We start from the raw sequence: 20,100 nt of genomic DNA, 5'->3' as shown, positions 1-20,100 counted from the left end.
CGGGACGCTAGGCGTCGTAGACCACGCGCTTGACCAGCACCTTCGCCAGCGCCTCGCGGTTGAGGTCGCAGCCGATGCCCATGCGGCGGCCCGCGCCGTTCAGGGTGATGTGCCCGCAGTCCACCCCGTAGGCGGGCGTCGTGACGTCCACGGGGTAGTAGCGGCCGGTGCCGCCGATGTCGCCGGGCATGATGATGCCGGGCAGCGTCTGGAAGGCCGCGTGGGCGCGCCGGGAGATGCCCGTGTCGTACATGCCGCCCATCCACACCTCACGCCCGAGGGCCTGGGCGCGGCAGGCGAACTCGAGCGCGCGCTGGATGCCGCCGAACTTCCCGATCTTCACGGTGATGCAGCGCAGCTCGGGGCAGGCGAGCGCACGCAGGGCCTCTTCGCCGTTGACGAAGGACTCGTCGAGGCAGATGGGCGTGGCCAGGGTGCGCTGGAGGCTGGCCAGACGGCGGAACGCGCGGTCGCAGCCACCGATGGCGCGGTCGATGGCGAGCGGCTCCTCGATCCACCCGATGCCGAGCCCATCGTAGGCGCGCAGCTCGTCCACGTCGCAGGCGCCGAAGCTCTGGTTGGCGTCGAGCGTGATGATGAGGCTCGGGAAGGCCTCGCGCACGGCACGCACGCAGGCCAGCCCCTGGCCGGGAGACACCTTGATCTTCACGCGGCAGTAGCCGGCGTCCACGCAGGAGCGCACCGCCTCCACCGTCTCGGCCGGCGTGCCCAGGCCCACCACAGCGCCGGCGGGCACCTGCGCCATGACGTCGGACTTGAGCGCGGTGCTAGGCCCATGCGCCTCGCCGCCGGTTAGGCGCTCGCGTTCCGCGCCGATGAGCTGCCAAAGCGGCCGTCCCTCGATCTTGCCGTAGAGGTCCCACAGGGCCATCTCCAGCGCCGAGCAGGCCATGGGGTGCGCAGCGCCCTCGGGCAGCACGGAGAAGGCGTCGGCCGCGTCGCGTGGGTGCAGGAACGCCTCCGCCAGCACGATGGGGATGAGCGAGCGCTGCAGGACGCGGGCGTCCTCCCCCAGGGTCTCGGGCAGATACCAATCCGTGGAGAAGGCGGTGCACTCGCCCAGGCCGGTGCGGCCGGCGTGGTCGATGGCCTCCACGATGAGCAGGTCGCGATGGGTGAGCGTGGCCTTCGCCGTGCGGAAGGGCGTCTTGAAGGGCAGGCGCACGTGGTAGAGCACCACGCGGCTCACCTCCAGCCGCCGCTCGTAGAGCGCCTCGGCAGCAGCCCGGTCGATCTTGCCCAGCTGAGTCCGTGGCAGCTCGTCCACCACGCACAGGTGCTTGGGCTGGTAGATGCGCGAAAGCCGCCCCGACAGCGCTCGACGAAGCCCGGCGGCCGAGCCCTCGACGGCCTGCGCAGCGGCGCCCAGATCCGCGACCGGCGCTCCCCCGGAGGGGGCGGGGAGGCGGGTGCCCGTGAGGCGGCTGGCAGCAGGCGCAGCGGCGCCCGCCCCTCCCGCGCCGCGCTCCACGAGCGCCACAGGACGGCGGCCCCAGGTGGCGTCGGACACGCCGAACACATAGGCGTCGCCCACCTCGGGCAGCGCACGCAAGGCGTCGGCTATCTCCACCGGGTAGACGTTCTCCCCGCCCGAGACGAACATGTCGTCGGTGCGCTCGCGCACGTAGATGGCCCCCTGGTAGAGGGCTGCCGTATCACCGGTGAGGAAGTAGCCGTCCACCGTGAAGGCGCCGTGGGCGTTGAGGTAGCCCGAGAACACGCCCGGGCCACGCACGGCCAGCCGCCCGAACCCTGCCTCGTCCGCGTCGACGATGCGCGCCGAGTAGCCGGGCAGCAGCTTGAGGCCGCCCGTGAAGTCATCCGTGACCAGGGTGTTCGCTATCTGGCTCGACGTCTCGGTCATGCCGTAGCTGGCATAGACCCGCGCGCCGGCAGCCAGCGCGCGCCCAACGGTGCGGCTGTTGAGCGGGCCGCCGCCCAGCAGGATGCAGCGGTACCCCGCCAACGCGCCGCGCGTGTCGGCGGCCAGCAGATCCTGGAGCATCTTGTCCACCACCGACAGGTGCGTGACCCGGCGGCTCTCGGCGTCGCGCAGCACGCGGGCCGCGTCGAAGCGTGCGTAGAGGCGCAGGGGCGTGCGGTTGAGCACGCTGCGCACGAGCACCTGGAAGCCACCGATGTGGAACAGGGGCAGCACGCCCTGCCAGAGTCCCGATCCGCGCTGGCTGAGCACGCGGTTGGACGCGTTGGACGCGCCCACCAGCTGGCGCCAGGTGAGGGCGACGGCCTTGGGCTTGCCCGTGGTGCCCGACGTGAACATGACGAGCGCCTTCTGCGCCTCGTCGAACAGGTGGGCCTCGCGCTCGGCGAAGTGGACGGTGTCTTCGATAGCGTCCTGGCGCGCGCCCATGATGACCGATCCGCGCCCGCGGCGGCGCCCGCCCGCGGCCGGGCCCAGCCCGTCATCGGCCACGGCCTCGGCATGCTCCTCGCCCACCGCCAGCAGTGCGCCGGCATAGTCCATGAGCCGCGTCGCCCGCGCCGCGTCCACGCGGCAGGCCACGCGAAGGCCCTCGCGCTCGAGCTCGAGCAGACGCGTGAGCTTCTCCGTCGCCGTCAGCCGGTGGTTCAGGCACACGAGCGAGAACGATCCGTAGGCCGCCGCCAGGGCCAGAAACACGTACTCGGGGCAATTCGGCAGGTCGACTGACACGTAGTCGCCGCGACGCACGCCCTTGTCGGCAAGGCGCCGCGCCACCGCCGCCGAGAGCAGCCGCGCCTGGCGATAGGTGTAGCTGACCTCGCCCCCGTCTTCGTCGACGAAGGAGAGGAACACCTTATCGGGGAAGGTTCTCGCGGTGCTTTCGAAGACGTCGATCATCGGCGAGGGCTATCAGGGGAACTTCGGGAACTGGTCGAAGTCGGGCGAGCGCTTCTCCTTGAACGCGTCGCGTCCCTCCTTGGCCTCGTCGGTGGTGTAGTAGAGCAGCGTCGCATCGCCGGCCAGCTGCTGGATGCCCGCCAGCCCGTCGGTGGCGGCGTTGAAGGACGCCTTCATGAAGCGCAGGGCGGTGGGGCTCATGGCCAGCATCTCGCGCGCCCAGGCCATGCACTCGGCCTCCAGCTGCTCGAACGGCACCACCTTGTTCACCATGCCCATGGCCTCCGCCTCCGCAGCGGTGTACTGGCGGCAGAGGTACCAGATCTCGCGCGCCTTCTTCTGGCCCACCATGGCAGCCAGGTAGCCCGCGCCGTAGCCCGCGTCGAAGCTGCCCACGCGCGGCCCCGTCTGGCCGAACTTCGCCGTCTCCGCGGCGATGGAGAGGTCGCACAGGATGTGGAGCACGTGCCCGCCGCCGATGGCATAGCCGTTGACCATGGCGATGACGGGCTTGGGCACCACGCGGATAAGACGCTGCAGGTCGAGCACGTTGAGGCGCGGAATGGAGTCCTCACCTACGTAGCCGCCGTTGCCGCGGATCTTCTGGTCGCCGCCGGAGCAGAAGGCCTCGTCCTCGTGGCGGCCACCGTGATTGGCGCCGGTGAGGATGATCACGCCGATGGAGGCGTCGTCGCGAGCCTCGGTGAAGGCGTCGTACATCTCGTTGACGGTGAGAGGGGTGAAGGCGTTGCGCCGCTCCGGCCGGTTGATGGTGATCTTGGCCACGCCGCCGCAGGTCTCGTAGATGATTTCCCGGTACGGCTTGCCCGGCTGCCAGACGATGTCCTCCATGTGTCCCCTTCCGCGGACGACGCCGCATGATGCCGTTTCGCGACCGACAGATTGTGGTCCACGCACGGGCGAAATACTACTGGTTGTGTTGGTTGCACTATAGTAACGCGCTTTTCGTCACGAGACCCCGGCAGAGGGCCATTTTCGCGGCTTTTTCTTGGAGTCTACGCGAATGCGGGTGCGCGGGCGCGCGGGCGCGCGGGCGGGAGGGGGCGGTGGTGGGGGGGGGGTCGGCGCGGGCGGGGCGCGGAGGGCGGGAGGTGGGACGTGGCTCGCGGGACGCGGGAGCGCGAGGCGGACGCGGAGGTGGGAGGGGCGTGGAGCTCGGCGCGCGGGGCGGGCACGGGGGCACGGGGCTCGGCGCGCGGGGCGGGACGCGGGGGGCTCGGCGCGGGCGGGGCGCGGAGGGCGGGACGCATGAGGCTCGGGCGGCAGATCGGGCGATTTCTGGCGAGCAAATGCGGGTATGCAACATTTCACGACCGCTTTGGGGCCCCAGAGAAGGCTGCGGAAGAGCGGCGTGCGCAGGCAGCTTCGTCTGGCCTGGGGAAATGCCAGCGATGTCCTTTAAGGCCACGGCCACGATGTTGCAGACCCGCATTTGCTCGCCACAAACGGGTCGCTTTGCTGCCCACGCCTGTGCTCATGCCTGCGTCTGCGCCTACCCTGCGCCCGAGCAAGCGCGCAGGGGCCCGCAATCTCGCATTCCGGCGAGGACGAGAAGCAATGACCCCGCCAGCACCTCCGCCACCCCCCCCTCCTAGGAGCACACGGCATTGGCGAGGGGCACTTAAGCACTGAGGAGAGGCCGGGATCCTGCGAGGCCCAAAAGCCGGCGGGGTCGCGATTTTCGCCTATGCGGTGGCGGCCACCGCGTCCGCAAAGGCGGTCGGACGCTCCAGGTGGACGCTGTGCCCCGCGCCGGGGACGACACGCGTCGCGCACCCCGCCGCGGCGGCGCGGGCGGCGACGGCCGCGTACTTGGCGTCCAGCTCCCCTGCCACGTAGAGCACCGGCAGCCCGGCCTCGATGGCGGTCGCCAGCGCGGCGAGCGAGCACGCCTCGTCGGCCTGCCGATGCGCCCCGGCGGCCTCCAGCGACAGAGCGAGCGTCTCGGCGTCATTGGCCGCGCGCCCCTCTGCCAGCCGGGCGCGTACGTCGGGAGGCAGAGCACGCTGGCTGGCGAACAGCGGCAGGCGCGCCCAGTCCTCCATGAAGGCCGCGGTGCCGCGCGCCCGCACGTCAGCGGCCCACGCGGCGTTACGCCTGGCCAGCGCCTCGCGCGCGGAGGCATCCGCCGGCCCGAGCCCCGCGCTCTCAAGCACCAGCCCCGCAACGCCTGCAGGCCCCGACGCGCCTGAGCCCACGGCCTCATCAGAGAGGCCGCGCTCCCCGCCCGCACGCCACGCCGGCGCGATCAGCCTGCGTACGAGCGCCTCCAGCGCGACGCGGCCGCCCATCGAATACCCGACGACCACCGGCGCCGCACCCCTGTGCTCAGCAGACGCCCTCACCTCGTCGGCCAGCAGCGCGACCATCCCCTCAAGCGAGAGCGCCCGCGCGTCGCGGCACCCGCGACGCATGCCGAACCCAGGCCAGTCCAGGGCGCGCGCCGTCACGCCGAGGCCCCCCAGCAGCGCCACGACCTCGTCCCACGTCTGCGCGCTCTGCCCGAACCCATGCAGCAGGATCACGTCGCGCTGCGTGCCCTCGCCCGCATCGGGCGCCGTACCCGCACGTCCCGACGCACCGCATGAGCCGCCACGCGCCTCACCGACGCCACGCGCCGCGCTCTCAGCCCAACCCGCCATCGCCCCTCCTTGATTACCCCTGGTAGGGGGCGTAGCGGGACTTCACGCCCGCCAGCGGGACGGTCACCTCGATGAGGCTGAGGCCCGGGGTGCCGGACAGCTCGTCGTAGGCGGCCACCATGTCCGCCACGCGGCTCACGGCCCGATAGGGCACTGCGAAGGCGTCGGCTGCGTGGCCGAAGCGGGCATCATGCGGCACGAGGAACAGCCGCTCGAAGTACGGTTCCTCCGACTGCTGCGGCAGCATGTCGAACAGCCCCCCGCCGTTGTTGTTGAGCAGCACGATGGTGAGCGAGGGCACCGTGCCATCCGGGCGCGGCGCCGCATGCAGCAGCTCGCGCTGGAGGTGCAGCGCGTTCAGATCATGCAGAAACGTCAGATCACCCGTCACGAACGTCGCCTGCGGAAAGGCCCACGCCGCCCCGATGGCCGTCGACGTGACGCCGTCGATGCCGTTCTGCCCACGGTTAGCGAGCACCGCCAACGGGCGGTCGCCCGCGCCCGCCTCCGGCTTGAGCAAGAACGTGTCGAGCGCGCGGACGGAAAGCGAGTTGGCCGAGAACAGGAGCGAGCCTTCAGGCACGCGCGCGAGCAGCGCGCTCAGGTAGGCGCCCTCAAACCCGTCGCCCGCCTCGCGCGCCGCGGTGATGCGGGCGCGCTCCGCGTCGTTGAGCGCCACCCAGCGCGCCAGATACGCGCACTGGGCGCCGACGGGGGCGGGGGGCTCGGGGGCGGGGGCGAAAGCCGCGGGGGCCGCAGCCGCAGGGGCGGGATCGACGGGGGCCCCGGGCGCAGCCGCAGTCGCAGTCGCGGGGGCCGCAGCCGCGCCGTCCTCCGACGCGGGCGCCCCCGCAGCCACAGGGGCGGGCAGGGCGCGCACGAGGTCGAGCGGCGTGCAGGGCACGTAGAGATCCGTCATCAGGTTGAAGTCGCGCGTCTCGCAGGCGTCCACCACCACCTGGAGGGGACGCGCGGCCGCCAGCCCGTTGAACGCGCGCTTCGAGAGCGGCCAGCGCCCGAAGCGGATGATGGCGCGCGGCAGCGGACAGTCGTCTCGCGCGAAGAGGTTGTCATAGCTATCGATGACGCAGGGCGCGTCCACCGCGCGCAGTCCCGAAAGCGGATCGGCCAGCAGCGGCAGCTCCCAGCGTGCGGCCCACGCTGCCACCTCGCGCGCCTCGGCGAGCGTCTCGCAGGTGCCCTCGCCTGCCAGCACGGCCACGCCGCCCTGGGCGATGAGCAACTCCACCGCGCGCAGCGCCGCTGCGTCGGGCACCGCCCGCGCGCCCGTCAGCGGCCCGACCGCCGCGCCGAGCGCCTCATCCAGCGAGCTCGCGCCGTCGTCGAAGAGCCCCTCCACCGAGAAGTCCGGCTTGAGCGGCTCGTCCAGGGGGAAGTTGAGGTGCACCGGCGCGCATCCCTGCGCACTCCCCCGCGACGCCACGGGAAACGCCCCCGTCACGCCACCAGCGGCGGACGACGCATCCGAGGCGCCCGTCGCGCAGCCAGCGGAGCTTCCCACAGCCGCAAGCGTCGCGTCCGCATCCGCCGCGCGGCCGCGGCCAAGGGCGGCGATGCACGCCTCGCGAGCCGCCTGCCGCGCGAAGGCCACCGCCTTGGGCGCGCCGTCGGGCTCCGGCATCTGGCGGAACAGCCGCACGGTATCACCGAACAGCTTCACCTGGTCGGCGGTCTGCGGAGCACCCAGGCCCAGCAGCATCTCCGGCCGGTCGCTTGAGAGCACGAGCAGCGGAATGCGCGAGGTCTGCGCCTCCATCACCGCCGGAAAGTAGTTCGCCGGCGCCGTGCCCGACGTGCACACGAGCGCCGCGGGCCGCCCCGTCGCCTTGGCCAGGCCGAGCGCCACGAACGATGCCCCGCGCTCGTCCACGTCCACGTGCACGCGCAGGTCGCCAGGACGGCGGCAGCTCAGTTCGAAGGCGGTCATGGCCAGGCCGGTGGAGCGCGATCCCGGGCTCACCACCACGTCATGCACGCCGCAGCGCACCAGCTCGTCGAAGAACGCCCCCAGGTAGCGCGCCGTCTTCTGCGCATGAGTCAGCTCCGCCATGATCCCATCCTTTCCAAACCATCTGCCAATCACCAAGCCCGCGGCTTCCCGCACAGCCCGCGCATTCGCCATGCGCCCGCACCGTGTCCACGACGCAGGTCGCCGCCCGCCAAAGCGCCCTTCAGCGCATCGTATCGCCCGCGCGACCTATCTGCCGCCTCGCGAAGCGCTGCGAGACTCACCACGCCGGAATGTTTCACGTGAAACATTACACGCCGTCGGGCGTAGCTCTCCCGGCCCCCACTCCGCCTCGAAGCACACGGTGTTTCACGTGAAACATTCCGGCGCAGTCCTCGCGCTCTACCCGCTCGCCGGCGCCATGCGCGCCCGCATCGCCCGCCGCAAGTCCCCGAGCGTCCTGAGCGCCTGCCCACGTCGCACGCCAGCCCGCACCATCTTCCGCGCCTCGCGCACCCGCAGGCTACCTCCTATTGTGGTTCGCAGCGCCGCGGATAGCCAGTCTTAGATTCTCCGACATCCTACGCCACGTGCCGCGGGCAGCACCCGACCTCACGTTTTCGAAGCCCGCAACGCGACGGACCCGCCCCTCCCGACCGCCGGCGCCTCGCTCCCAGCCGCAGCGGGGAGACCGCGCCAGCAGCCGCACGCGCACGGCTCCGCGACCCGAGCCTGCGCGCGACCGCCCGAGCCTACTCCCCCTCAAAGGCGGAGAGCACGGTCTTGAGCTTGAGGTCTATCTCGTCGAACTCCGCGTCGGCGTCGCTTGCGCCCACGATGCCGCAGCCGGCGTACACCCAGCCGACCTCGCCGTCGAACACGCCGGTACGCAGCGCCACGGAGAACTCGCCGTCGCCTTCCGCGTCCACGAACCCCGCCGCGCCCACGTAGAAACCGCGGTTGTAGGCCTCGATGGAGCGCAGAAGCATCATCGCCTCGCCAACAGGCAGGCCGGCCGTTGCCGGCGTGGGATGAAGGTCGCCCACCAGATCCCACAGGTTCACGCCCTCGAGCACATGGGCCACGGCCGGCGTGTGCAGGTGCTGCACGTGCTCAAGGCTCATGATCTGCGGCTCGTCGGGCACGTCCACGTCATAGCACACGCGGTTGAACACCTCGCGCACGAACCGCACCACGTAGTCATGCTCAGCGCGGTTCTTGGGGTCGGCCATGAGCGCCGCCGCCAGCTCCGCGCGCTCGGCCTCGTCAGCGCCGGCCGGACACGTTCCCGCCAGGCACATGCTCTCAACCTGCTGGCCGCGCTTGCGCACGAGCAGCTCAGGCGTGCAGCCGCAGAAGAACACGTCGGCGTAGCGGTAGAGGATCACCGTCCCCCGCGCATCGCCGTCGATGAGGTTCACAAGCAGATCCTTCGACGAGAACGGATGCTCCGCCACCAGGCGCTTACGCCGCGAGAGCACCACCTTCTGCACGCGCCCGGCCTCGATGGCCGCCGACGCGCTCGCCATGGCACGACGCCACTCCTCGCGCGAGTCGTCCTCCAGTCGGTAGGGCACCGTCACGCGCGTGCGGGCCGGCGCATCGGCGCACAGCCGCAAGAATCGCTCCACCCGCCCGGGGTACACCGGACCCAGCGAGTTGACCTGCAGAAACCGGCCGCGCTCATTCTCAAGCAGCACAATTTCGGGCAGCATGAAGCGCAGCTGGGGAAACGAGCTGAACAGCTCGTCAGCCGGCGCCGGGTTCTCCGCGTCGAAGCGGTTGAACGAGAAGAACACCGCCGCCTCGCGCACGGGTCCCTCGTAGGCGCATTCCGCATCCTCAAGCGACGGCAGCGCCACGCAGCGGCCCAGCCCCAGGCAGCGAACCGGCCGTTCCTTCGCGTAGTATGCGAACTGATCGGTGAACCCCTTCTGCATCAGGCAGAACGCGTCGACGATGTCCGCCTCCACAGGGACGGTGAACGAATATATCTTGGTCATGGCACCCTCGGGGAACTCGAAGTAATCGGATAATCATCAAATGCGGCACTGCTCGTCGTGCATTCTAGCACGGCCCTATACTGCTTTTCGTACCAGCGGCCCCCGCGGCCCGCCGTCCCCGACCGAAGCACCCAAGGAGCGCCCATGAAGAACCTCATCAGCGAGTTCCGCGAGTTTATCAACCGCGGCAACGTGATGGACATGGCCGTCGGCGTCATCATCGGAGCCGCCTTCACCGCCATCGTCACATCGCTGACCAGCGACATCATCAATCCGTTCATCAAGCTCATCACCGGCGGCAACGGCACCGAGGTGGCCGGGCTCACCATCCCCGTCGCCGGCACCGAGAACGGCATCGACTTCGGCGCGTTCATCAGCGCCGTCATCAACTTCCTCATCGTGGCGTGGGTGGTGTTCCTCATCGTGAAGGCGTTCAACAAGATGAAGGACGCCGGCTCCCGCGTGTGCAAGAAGAACGGCGAGTGCGTGGAGGAAAAGGCCCCGGAGTGCCCCTACTGCCTGGAGGAGGTGCGCCCGGGCGCCACGCGCTGCCCCCACTGCGCCGCCGAGCTCCCCGCTCCCGCCGAGCCCACCTGCACCCCGGTCGCGTAGCCGCCCCGCCGGCGACCGCACGTTCGCCGGATACACGAGCGTGTGGCGGCTCGCCCATCGGCAGGCCTGCCGGCGAGCCGCCACACGCTCGTCGCGCCTGCTGATGGGCGCCCTGCTGCATGCTTGTCGGCAGGCAGCCCCCCGCCGCCGGTCTCGCATTCGCCGCCGGAAGACCACGCGCTCATCCTCCCCGCGCGCCCCTGCCCTACGCTCTCTCCCGGCAGGGAGTCGCGCGCCCGCCGCCCCGCCGCCCCGCCGGCGGTCGCGCATTCACCAGACCCGTCCGTTTCTGCACAGTTTCTTCGACTTTGTGACAGAAACCCCGGATCGGACGCGCAAAATCGCGCTCCTCGCGGTGGTTCGCCGCGCTATAAAGCACGCGACCTGGGGAAACGCCAAGCAGACGATCGCACGCGCCAGTGAGCCTGTCACAAAGTCGACGAAACTGTGCAGAAACGCGCCGCGACCCACCGTCGCCCCTCCCGGCCACGCTCGCACAAAAAAACGGGGCCTTCTCGTCGTGAGAAGGCCCCGCTGCTTGTTTTGGCCAACGTGGACTAGCAGCAGCCCACCTGGTGCTTCACGCGGTCGTGCTCCTCGGCGCGCTTGGCGTCGTTGAAGCGGTCGAGCGTGCCCACCAGATAGCCGGTGATGCGGCGGATGCGGTCGAACTTCTCGGGAGCCAGGCCGTAGTGGATGCCCACGTCCTCGCCGTCCACGTCCAGGACGAGCGACTCCAGCTTGCCATGGGGATACTTCTCGTAGGCGCGCTGGATGTAGGCCTGCACCTCAGGCTCGGTCATAGGCGCGTCGCTCTCATGAGCGTAGTTGACCTGCACCTTCACGCCGTCGACGGTCGTCATGTTGTCCATAGATGGCTCCTATCTCCCAGCGCGCCATCTGCGGATTCCCACAAATGACACCACATCTTGTTGAGGTTTGCACATACTAGCACAACATATGGGCAGCCTGTGGCACGTTTTCCAGAAGTTTCCAAACGGTCTCGCGGATGGGAGGAACCGCCCCGCGGCCTGCAGCCCCGCAGTCCCGCGACCCGCCGTTCTGCAGCCCCGCGGCCCGCGACCCTCAACCTGCAGCCCCGCGCCCCGGCGGCACACGGCCCACAGCCCCGCGCCCCGGCGGCACACGGCCCAAAACTCGCCGGCACCCGATTCCGCGACCCTTCACGCGGGATTCCGAAAATTTGGCCAAAAACAGCGCGATTTACGCCAATCCCGGCATTACCAACGCAACCGCCCGCGCGTTTCCCCAGGTCGCAAATGTCCAAGGGATGAAAAACGGCGCTCCGCGTGCGTAAAGCGCATAGCTTTTGGCCACCTTTCCGGAATCCCGCACCATTTTGGCGTCCCGAAGACCCCGGTCGCCCCTCCGCATCTCGCGCACACGACGCCCAAGGCGCCCGGCAACGGGAGTCCACGAAACAGAAGCGCTCAGCCTTGGCCGGGCGCTTCGTCATCGCTACGTCGACAGCAGCGTCACGCTAAATCTTGTACATGAACTGAAAGACGTCCTCACGCTGGATGATGATCTGGACACCGAGGTCCTCGCCCACCTTCTCCAGCTTCTCCTGGACGGTGTTGAAGTCGCAGGCCTCGGGGGCCAGCGTGGTGAGCATGGTCATCGAGAAGATCTCGCCCTGGCCGAGGATGGTCTGGCTGATGTCATCGATGTTGGCGCTGCACTCCGCCAAGGTGGTGGCGACGGCGGCCACGATGCCGCTGCGATCCTTGCCGAGTACCGAGATAACGCACTTCATGGGGCTCTCCTTGGGTCTCCGCGCCGCCGCGGGCCTTGCGCGCCGGGCGCCGTCGGGCATCGGTCGGTTACGAGGGTAATTCTAGCTCAACGGATCGGCCACAGATGGGCGCGTGCCCCGGATGGCGCTTTCCGGCGTGCCTAGGATGGTTTCGTCCGCAGGCCGGGCTCGCTGCCCCGGGCTCGGCCTCGCGGTGCAACCAAGGCGGACGCTCGCCACCGCCCGCACCCTGCCTGCCGCCCGCGCGGCCCGCGCGACGCCCGCACCCAAATCGAAGGAGCCATCATGCTCACCATCGGCAGCCATCTCTCCACACGCTACGGGTACCTCCGCATGGCCGAGGAGTCCGTCTCTATCGGCGCCGCCACCTTCCAGTACTTCACCCGCAATCCCCGCGGCGGCGCCCGGCGCGCCCTCGACCGCAAGGACGTCGACGCGTTCAACGCCTACGCAGCCGATCACGGGCTGCACGACTTCATGGGATACGCGCCCTACGACCTGGCCCCCGGCGAAGCCGACCAGGCCAAGCAAGACTTCGCGCACCTGGTGATGACGGAGGATCTGGAGCGGCTGGAGCTCATGCCCGGCTCGCGCTACCTCGTGCGCCCCGGCTCCATCGGCAGCATTCCCGTAGAAGAGGGACTGGCCAATGCCGCGGCCACGCTGCACCAGGTACTAGACGCGCACAGCGACGTGCCGCTGCTGCTGGCGAACATGCCCGCCGAGGGCTCGCAGATCGGGGCGACCTTCGAAGAGCTGGCCGCCATCCTCGACGGAATCGGCGCGGACGCGCCCGTCGGCGTGCTCCTGGACGCGTCGGCTGCCTTCGCCGCCGGATACGACCTCAAGAACGACCTGGACGGCGTGCTGAACGCGTTCGACCAGGTCATCGGTTTGAACCGCCTCAAGGCCGTTCACCTCAACGACATCCGCGAAGGCCGAGGCGCCCATGCCGACCGACACGCACCCATCGGCGAGGGCCAAATCGGCTTCGAGGCGCTAGCAGCCCTGACCGTGCACCCCGCGCTCGCTGGCGTGCCCTTCTACCTAGAGGAGCCCCAGGCCGACCTGGTCACCTATGAGCGCGACGTCGCCCGCTTCCGCGCCTACTACGAGGCCCACGCGTCCCAGCCCCACAGCTAACGCGGCCGCCGGAGCCGAGCGCGCGCCACGTCGGCGCTACCCCCGCAGGATGAGGGACATCGCCTCGGCGCGCGTGGCGGCGTTCTCGAACACGCCGCGCATGACGCTCGTGGTGGTCTTAGCGCCCGGCTTGCGCACCCCGCGCATCGACATGCACATGTGCTCGGCCTCGATCACCACGATGACGCCCTGCGGGTTCAGCTCGGCCACGAGCGTGTCGGCCACCTGGGTGGTCAGCCGCTCCTGCACCTGCGGGCGCTTGGCGTAGGCGTCCACCAGGCGCGCCAGCTTGGACAACCCGCACACGCGCCCGTCGGGGCCGGGGATGTAGGCCACGTGCGCCTTCCCGAAGAAGGGCACCAGGTGGTGCTCGCACAGGGAGTAGAAGGGGATGTCACGCACGAGCACCATGCCGTCATGGTGCTCGTCGAAGGTGGTCTCGAAGTGGCGCGCCGGATCTTCGGTCAGGCCGGCGAAAATCTCCTCGTACATGCGCGCCACGCGAGCCGGAGTCTCCAGCAGCCCCTCGCGGTCAGGATCTTCTCCCACGCCCTCGAGTATGAGGCGCACGCCCTCTTCGATCTTCTGGGTATCCAACGTCAACATTCCTTTCTAATCCAAGTCGAGCTCGAGGCCTACAGGGCAGTGGTCGCTGCCCATCACCTCGCTGTAGATGGAAGCGCCCGTCACCGCGCCACGCAGCGCATCGCTCACCAGGAAGTAGTCGATGCGCCACCCTGCGTTGTTCTGACGTGCCTTGAAGCGGTAGCTCCACCAGGAGTACGCGCCCGGCAGATCGGGGTGCAGCAGGCGGAACGTGTCGATGAACCCGGCTTCCACCAGCTCGGTGAACTTGCCGCGCTCCTCGTCCGAGAATCCGGCGTTGCCCCGGTTGGGGCCTGGGTTCTTCAGGTCTATCTCCTCGTGCGCCACGTTGAAGTCACCGCACATCACCACCGGCTTGGGGTCGGCCGCCTCGCCGGGCTGGGTGAGCGGCAGGTCCTCGGCGGCATGCCCCACGCCGAAGCCCTCGTCGCCGTCGCGCTCCACCGGCACGCCCGCCGGCAGCACCCCTTCCTCAAGTCCCTTGCAGAAATCGCGGAAGGCGTCATCCCACTGCATGCGGTGGTCGATGCGCGCCAGCTGATCCTGGGCGTTGGGCGTGTAGACGTCCACGAACCAGAACTGCTCGAACTCCACGGCCACGATGCGACCCTCGGCGTCCAGGTATCCGTCGCCCAGGCCGTGAAGCACCTGGCGCGGACGCGCCTTGCAGAACACGGCGGTACCGGAGTAGCCCTTCTTCTGCGCGTAGCTCCAGAACTGGCAGTAGCCCGGCAGCTCGAGATCGACCTGACCCGGCTGCAGCTTGGTCTCCTGCAGGGCGAACACGTCGGCGTCCAGCAGGTCAAAGGACTCCCTGAAGTCCTTCTTCAGCGCAGCCCGCAGGCCGTTGACGTTCCACGATATGAGGCGCATGGCAGCTCCTTTCTGCTTGCTCGCCCTAAGCGTACCAGAGGGCCGGCCGGCCTCCTGCAGCGGCCCCGAACTTCCCAAACGAGCGTCACGATGCAAATTCGAACGGTTTTGCACTCCTTCGGAGGCCGTTTTCGCGCCAAAGCCGTTTGGCGGCAAGCGCCCACCTGGGGTTTTGCCCGCTTGCGGCGGTCATTCGATCCGGTTTGCGTCCCTCCTCGGTGCAAAACCGTTCGAATTTGCAATCGCGGCTCGCCTTTTCGGGGACGACACCCTCCTCCATCGCCTCCACCGCTTGCGAACCTACTTATGGTAGGGCTCGCCGCGGGATATCTTGAAGGCGCGATAGACCTGCTCGAGCAGGACTACACGCGCCAGGTTGTGGGGCAGCGTGACGGGCCCGAACGAGAGCGTCTCATCGGCCCGGTCGTAGACGGCACGGCTCACCCCGTCGCTGCCGCCGATAACGAAGGCGATGTCGCTGCGACCGGAGAGCGCCAGCTCGTCCAAGCGCCGGGAGAGCCCCTCGCTCGAACGCTGCTTTCCCTCGATGGCCATGAGCACCACGTGCGCCGCCTCAGGCAGGGCGGCCAGGATGGCCTCGCCCTCCTTCGCGCGGGCCGCCGCCACGCCGCCAGCCCGACCGGGATCGACGTCGGCCACCTCCGTTACCGTCACGCGGGCGTAGGCCTTGAGGCGCTTGAGGTACTCGGCGCAGGCGTCGGCCCAGAAGCGCTCCTTCAGCTTGCCCACCGCCACGACAGTTATCCTCATCAGGGCTCCTTCCGCGAAGAGGGGGCGCCGTGGCGCCCCCTCCGTCTATCGTCTTAACGCACACCCCGCCGGGAGGCGGGCGCCGGCCTTACTGCACCCAATCCTTCCCGATGACCACCAGGAAGTCGCTGCTGTAGATGTACTCGTTGTTGTTCTTGACGATGCGGCCCTTGCCCAGCAGGTCGACGATCTCCTGAGCGTCCTGCTTCTGATCGTCCTTGCCGTAGACGACGACCGTCTCGGCGTAGTCGCTGTGGTTGGCGTTGCCCGCCTCGGTCTTGTAGCCCAGCTCGGTGATAGCCTCGGCCGCCTCGGCGCCCACGCCGGCCACGCCGCATCCGTTGCGGACGGACACGGTGCCCGAGCGCTTTGCCCGCGAGCGAGCTGTGTTGCCCTCGTCGCTCGACATGGCCCCGCCGCCGGCGCTCGCGATGACGATGCCGGTGGCCTCGTCGACGACGTCCTCCTCGGTCGGGGGCAGGCCCTGGTTGATGCGATCCATCATCTTCTTCCACTCGTCCTTGTTGAGGATCTCCCACCAGACCTCGTTGCTGTACTCCGAGGTGGTAGGCTCGACGGCGGTGTAGAAGTCGGTCTCCATGTTCATGCCGCGCAGGTTGGTGGCCAGGCTGATGATGTCCATGACGCCCATGTCGGTGGTCACGTACTTGGAGAGCGCCTCGATGGTGGCGGCCATGGTGGCCGGGTCGCTGCTGAGGATCTTCTTGCCGATGGCGCTGATGACCATGCGCTGGTTGGCGGCGCGATAGCCGTCGCCGTCGCCCAGAGCGTCGTAGGTGTGACGCGAGCGGCAGAGCGTGAGCGCGCCGTCGCCATCAAGCGTCTGCACGCCGGCCTCCAGATAGCCTGCGCGCGGGTCGGCGATCTTCACCGGCACGTCCACCTCGATGCCGCCGAGCGCATCCACGACCTCCTTGAAGCCGTCGAAGTTGATCTCGGCATAGTGGGTGATGGGGACGCCGGCCAGTTGCGACACCGTCTGCACCGTCATCGGCGCCCCGCCGATGGCGTGCGCGGCGTTGAGCTTCTGGACGCCGTGCTTGCCCATGTCGATCTTGGTGTCGCGCATGAGCGAGACGAGGGTGACCTTCTTCTGCTTGGGATCGACGCGCACGAGCATGAGGCTGTCAGTACGGTACTGGTCACCGGCGTATTCCGCCGACGCGTCACGCTCGGCCGAGCCGTCGGTGCCCATGAGCACCATGTAGAAGGGGTCGCCCGGCGGGGTGGTCTGCTCGAGGACCTTCATCATCTCCGGATCGACGTTGCGCTGCATGTTGGACTGGATGTTGTTGACGTAGGCGAAGGCCATGCCCACGCCGCCGAGCACGAGCACGCACACCACGATAAGCGAGATGAGCGCTATCTTCTTGCGCTTGCGCTTCTTTGCCTTTCCCACCTGGTAGGCCTCGCTGTGCGAGCCGCGCGAGTAGGGGTTGGTCGGGACAGCCGGATAGCCTGACGAGCCGGGGCGTCCCTGCGAGGGGCCGTAGCCCTGCTCCGTGCGCTGGCGCTCGTGGGCGCGTGCCGACTTCATGTGCGACCCCACGGGCGAGAAGCTGGAAGTTGAGTAGCGGGAACGCGCGTTGCCGGAGCGGCCTCCCGAGCCGTAGGAGTTTCGATTGTACGATTTAGCCATGGTGCGAGACTCCGTTTCTTGTATCCCGAGCGCTATGGCCTGCGGTTTTGGGGATTCTCATGAGCCTTTATTCTGCTATCTCGTTGATTCCTTGGCAACAAACCCCGCATCCGCCCCATGCAAAAGCCACAGGACATCGTCATCCCCTCCACAAGTTTTTCACGGTCCTTAACGAACCCTTACGCGCCCTCAACGCCCAGACGCGCGACCATCCAGCGGTTGGCAGCCAGCTCCACCGCGTCGTCGAGCGGCGAGAGCGCGAGGGGCTCGGTGCCGACACGTCGGGCCTGCCGCTCCAGGGCGCGCGCGAGCAGCCAGTCCGCCACCTCGGGGTTCTTCGAAAGCAGGGGGCCGTGGGAGTAGGTGCCCACCACGTTGCGGTAGCGCACGCCATCGGCGCGATCCGCGTCATTGTTGCCGTGGCCTGCCTTGGACACCACGGTGCCGAGCGGCTCCACGCCCTCTCCCAAATACGTGCGGCCGGCGTGGTTCTCGTACCCCACCACCGGGTGCGATGCCAGGGGCGATGACATCACCAGGTCGCCGGTCAGGCGGTCGGCCGAGGTGCCGGGGCGACGCGTCTCCAGGTCGACGATACCCAGGCCGGGCACGAGCTCGTCGCCCCAGAGCCACTGGCTGCCAAGAATCTGGTAGCCGCCGCAGATGGCCAGCAGCGGACCGTCGTCGGCCACGTAGGCCGCCAGGTCGTCGCGCATCTCCGCCAGCTTCTCGCTTGCCAGCCGCTGCTCGCGGTCGGGGCCGCCGCCCAAAAACACCAGGTCGACGCCGGCCAGATCGGCCACGTCGCCGTAGTGGACGCGCCGCACCTCCACGGGAATGCCGCGCCAGGCCAGGCGCTGCTCGAGGATGCGGACGTTGCCACCGTCGCCATAGAGGTTGAGCAGGTCGGGGAAGAGGTGAGCGATCACCACGGGGGCGGGGACGGGGGCACCTGCGGCCGCCGCGGCCTGCGGGGCGGCCGCGTCTGCGGGGGCGCCTGCGGGGGTCGCCGTGTCTTGCGGGGCGGCCGGGGCTGGCGCGGGCGCCGCGGGCTGCGGGGCGGCCGCGTCTGCGGGGGCGCCGGCGGGGGTCGCCGCGTCTTGCGGGGCGGCCGGGGCCGGGGCGGGAGCCGCGGCCTGCGCGGCCTCCGCGTCCGGCGCGGCCTCCGCGCCCGCGGCGCCTTCCTCGCGCGCAGCCAGGCGGTTGAGCGCGGCGTGCACCGACGGGAGCGCCGTGTAGTTGGCGATGGCGTACACCCCGGCATCCGCCGGCAGCGCGCCTTCGGCGGCCAGACGCGGCAGCATGGCGAACACGTCGTCCACCGCGTCGATCAGCTGGGCGTCGATGCCCGCGTACTTCAGGCGCACCTGCAAGTCGTTGGCGCGCGTGCCGCCGGCAAACACGGCCAGCGCGCCATGGCCGGCCAGCTCCTCGAAATCGACGTCCCAGATCCACGAGATGTCGCGCCCGTCGCCCTCGTAGTCGTTCACGAAGAAGGCGACCGCCTTCGGGCCGGCGTCGCGCTCGATGATCTTGAGATTCTGGTTGAAGCCCGTCGGGTTCTTCGCCAGGTTCAGCAGCACGGGATGTCCGTCGATAACATAGCGCTGGAGCCGCCCGTTGCGCGGGTCGAAAGCATCCACCGCTCGCTGGAACACGGCGGCGTCCACCCCGGTCAGCTGCATGATGGCGTCGGCGGCCAGCAGGTTGTACACCAGATAGGGCGTCGGCTGGCTCGTGGTCACGCGGTCGACGCGGTCCGTGGCGCGGCTCGTCACCGCGAACGCGGCGCCGCGAGCGTCGAGCCGCACGTCGGTGGCGGCAAAGTCCAGCGCAGGCCGCGCGAATCCGCATGCGGGGCAGAAGTAGTCGCCCAGCTGGCCGTACTGGCGATACCGATACTCCACCATGCCCGGGCAGTCCTGGCACATCTGCGCGTCGGCCACCGTGTTCTGCGCAAGCTCCATGTCCCCATCGACGCCGAAGGACACCGTGCGGTTGGCCACCTTCCGCGCGATGGCCTCGCAGAGGGGGTCGTCGGCGTTGTAGACGAGCGTCGTCTCCGGCGACTTCTCCAGCGCGCCGGCGATGCTCTCTTGGATGCGGCTGATCTCGCCGCAGCGGTCAAGCTGGTCGCGGAAGAGGTTGAGCAGCACCACGTAATCGGCCCTCAGCTGGGGAAGCGTGCGGGCAAGCCACAGCTCGTCGCTCTCGAACACGCCCCACTCGGCCGGCCGCGCCTGCAGCAGCGCCGACGCCACGCCGGGCCCCATGTTGGCGCCCGTGCGGTTGCAGATGACGGTGCGTCCCGCAGCCTCGAAGGCGTCGGCCACCAGGTTAGTCACCGAGGTCTTGCCGTTGGTGCCCACCACCACGACGCTGCCCACGCGCACCTTGCCGCGCAGATCGGCGATGAACTGCGGATCGATACGCAGTCCCACCTTGCCCGGCAGCGTGCCGCCCGGGCGCCGCGCCACCTTCCGCAGCCCCCACGAGAGGGTGTTCCCCGCCGCCTTTGCCATCGCCAGCTGCAAGCCCATGACGCGCACCTTCGCTTCCGGAGCGCCCGCGCCCCCGTCGGTTTCGTTTCACTGGCCGTCAAGTATAACCCCCGCTCGCACGCGCGTACGACAATCACCCAATTACCAGAACGCCCGGACGAAGAGGCGGGGAAACGGCAGCAGCCCGCGGCGCTCCGCCGCCGACGGCGGCGAGGGGGGGGGCAGAAGGAGACGAGGCGGCGGAATGCGGAAGGGGCGGGATGGGGGGGCGAAGGGCGCGGGGGCGAAGTGCGGAAAGGGCGCGGCGGGGGGCGGAAGAGGCGGAACGGGGGACGGGGGGGGGGAGGGGTGGGATGGGGGGGCGGAAGAGGCGGGGCGAAATGAGGAAGGGAGCGGCGGGGGGCGAGGTGCAGAGGGGCAGGGGGCGGAGGAAGCGGCGGGCAGAAAACGGGGCGGGGGAAGGCGGGACGGAAGGATATGGGGGGGCGAGGACGTGGGGGGGCGGATCGAAACGGACGGCGGAATGCGGAAGGCGGAAAGGGAGCGAGGGCGAAGCAAAGAGCAGGGGTCCGGGGGGCCCGGGGGTCTGGGGGGGTCTGGGGGGGTCTGGGGGGTCTGGGGGGGTCTGGGGGGGTCTGGGGGGGTCCGGGGGGGTCCGG

Annotated in this window: 14 protein-coding genes; 2 read left to right on the top strand and 12 right to left on the bottom strand. The window is 69.5% G+C overall.

Annotated features, from left to right (window positions below):
• Window positions 1-7: 7 nt before the first annotated feature.
• From AC6I0Y_RS00985 to AC6I0Y_RS00965, 5 genes are all read right to left on the bottom strand, one after another.
• Window positions 8-2,863, bottom strand: a complete 2,856-nt coding sequence (locus tag AC6I0Y_RS00985; RefSeq protein WP_497732350.1) for an AMP-binding protein — start codon at window positions 2,861-2,863, stop codon at window positions 8-10.
• A gap of 12 nt (window positions 2,864-2,875) precedes the next feature.
• A complete protein-coding gene (gene menB / locus AC6I0Y_RS00980) occupies window positions 2,876-3,715 on the bottom strand; it encodes a 1,4-dihydroxy-2-naphthoyl-CoA synthase (RefSeq protein WP_160708756.1) in 840 nt (279 codons plus the stop codon).
• 854 nt (window positions 3,716-4,569) lie between these two features.
• Window positions 4,570-5,526: an alpha/beta fold hydrolase gene (locus AC6I0Y_RS00975; protein ID WP_497732347.1), complete on the bottom strand. Its 957-nt coding sequence runs from the start codon at window positions 5,524-5,526 to the stop codon at window positions 4,570-4,572.
• Window positions 5,527-5,539: 13 nt separating this feature from the next.
• Window positions 5,540-7,597, bottom strand: coding sequence for a 2-succinyl-5-enolpyruvyl-6-hydroxy-3-cyclohexene-1-carboxylate synthase (gene menD, locus AC6I0Y_RS00970; RefSeq protein ID WP_497732344.1), 2,058 nt, complete (start codon window positions 7,595-7,597; stop codon window positions 5,540-5,542).
• 650 nt (window positions 7,598-8,247) lie between these two features.
• Complete coding sequence (locus AC6I0Y_RS00965; RefSeq protein WP_497732342.1) at window positions 8,248-9,498, bottom strand: isochorismate synthase; 1,251 nt, start codon at window positions 9,496-9,498, stop codon at window positions 8,248-8,250.
• A gap of 144 nt (window positions 9,499-9,642) precedes the next feature.
• Here AC6I0Y_RS00965 and mscL point away from each other — a divergent pair, with 144 nt between their 5' ends.
• Window positions 9,643-10,110 (top strand): large conductance mechanosensitive channel protein MscL, encoded by a 468-nt coding sequence (gene mscL, locus AC6I0Y_RS00960; protein WP_160710078.1) that lies wholly within the window; start codon window positions 9,643-9,645, stop codon window positions 10,108-10,110.
• A gap of 557 nt (window positions 10,111-10,667) precedes the next feature.
• Here the strand turns inward: mscL and nrdD are convergent.
• Window positions 10,668-10,982 carry an anaerobic ribonucleoside-triphosphate reductase gene (gene nrdD / locus AC6I0Y_RS00955; RefSeq protein ID WP_201751028.1) on the bottom strand — a complete coding sequence of 105 codons (315 nt, stop codon included), beginning with the start codon at window positions 10,980-10,982 and terminating at the stop codon, window positions 10,668-10,670.
• Between the two features lie 629 nt (window positions 10,983-11,611).
• Complete coding sequence (locus AC6I0Y_RS00950) at window positions 11,612-11,887, bottom strand: ACT domain-containing protein (protein ID WP_160710079.1); 276 nt, start codon at window positions 11,885-11,887, stop codon at window positions 11,612-11,614.
• 285 nt (window positions 11,888-12,172) lie between these two features.
• Between AC6I0Y_RS00950 and AC6I0Y_RS00945 the strand changes: the two genes are divergently transcribed.
• On the top strand, window positions 12,173-13,030 hold the full coding sequence (locus AC6I0Y_RS00945) for a deoxyribonuclease IV (protein WP_497732337.1): 858 nt from the start codon (window positions 12,173-12,175) through the stop codon (window positions 13,028-13,030).
• Between the two features lie 36 nt (window positions 13,031-13,066).
• On the opposite strand, the gene folE is transcribed toward AC6I0Y_RS00945, so the two are convergent.
• The 5 genes from folE to AC6I0Y_RS00920 form a co-directional block, all read right to left on the bottom strand.
• Complete coding sequence (gene folE / locus AC6I0Y_RS00940) at window positions 13,067-13,627, bottom strand: GTP cyclohydrolase I FolE (protein ID WP_160710081.1); 561 nt, start codon at window positions 13,625-13,627, stop codon at window positions 13,067-13,069.
• Window positions 13,628-13,642: 15 nt separating this feature from the next.
• On the bottom strand, window positions 13,643-14,509 hold the full coding sequence (locus AC6I0Y_RS00935; RefSeq protein ID WP_497732330.1) for an exodeoxyribonuclease III: 867 nt from the start codon (window positions 14,507-14,509) through the stop codon (window positions 13,643-13,645).
• 300 nt (window positions 14,510-14,809) lie between these two features.
• A complete protein-coding gene (rlmH, locus tag AC6I0Y_RS00930) occupies window positions 14,810-15,280 on the bottom strand; it encodes a 23S rRNA (pseudouridine(1915)-N(3))-methyltransferase RlmH (protein WP_497732328.1) in 471 nt (156 codons plus the stop codon).
• A gap of 88 nt (window positions 15,281-15,368) precedes the next feature.
• A complete protein-coding gene (locus AC6I0Y_RS00925; protein WP_497732325.1) occupies window positions 15,369-16,940 on the bottom strand; it encodes an LCP family protein in 1,572 nt (523 codons plus the stop codon).
• A 179-nt stretch (window positions 16,941-17,119) separates the two neighbouring features.
• Window positions 17,120-19,480 (bottom strand): MurT ligase domain-containing protein, encoded by a 2,361-nt coding sequence (locus AC6I0Y_RS00920; protein ID WP_497732322.1) that lies wholly within the window; start codon window positions 19,478-19,480, stop codon window positions 17,120-17,122.
• Window positions 19,481-20,100: the final 620 nt, after the last annotated feature.

Source organism: Adlercreutzia sp. St.1H8, from assembly GCF_059728655.1.
The sequence above is the reverse complement of the archived record's forward strand: the minus strand, read 5'-3'. Positions and strand labels throughout refer to the sequence as shown.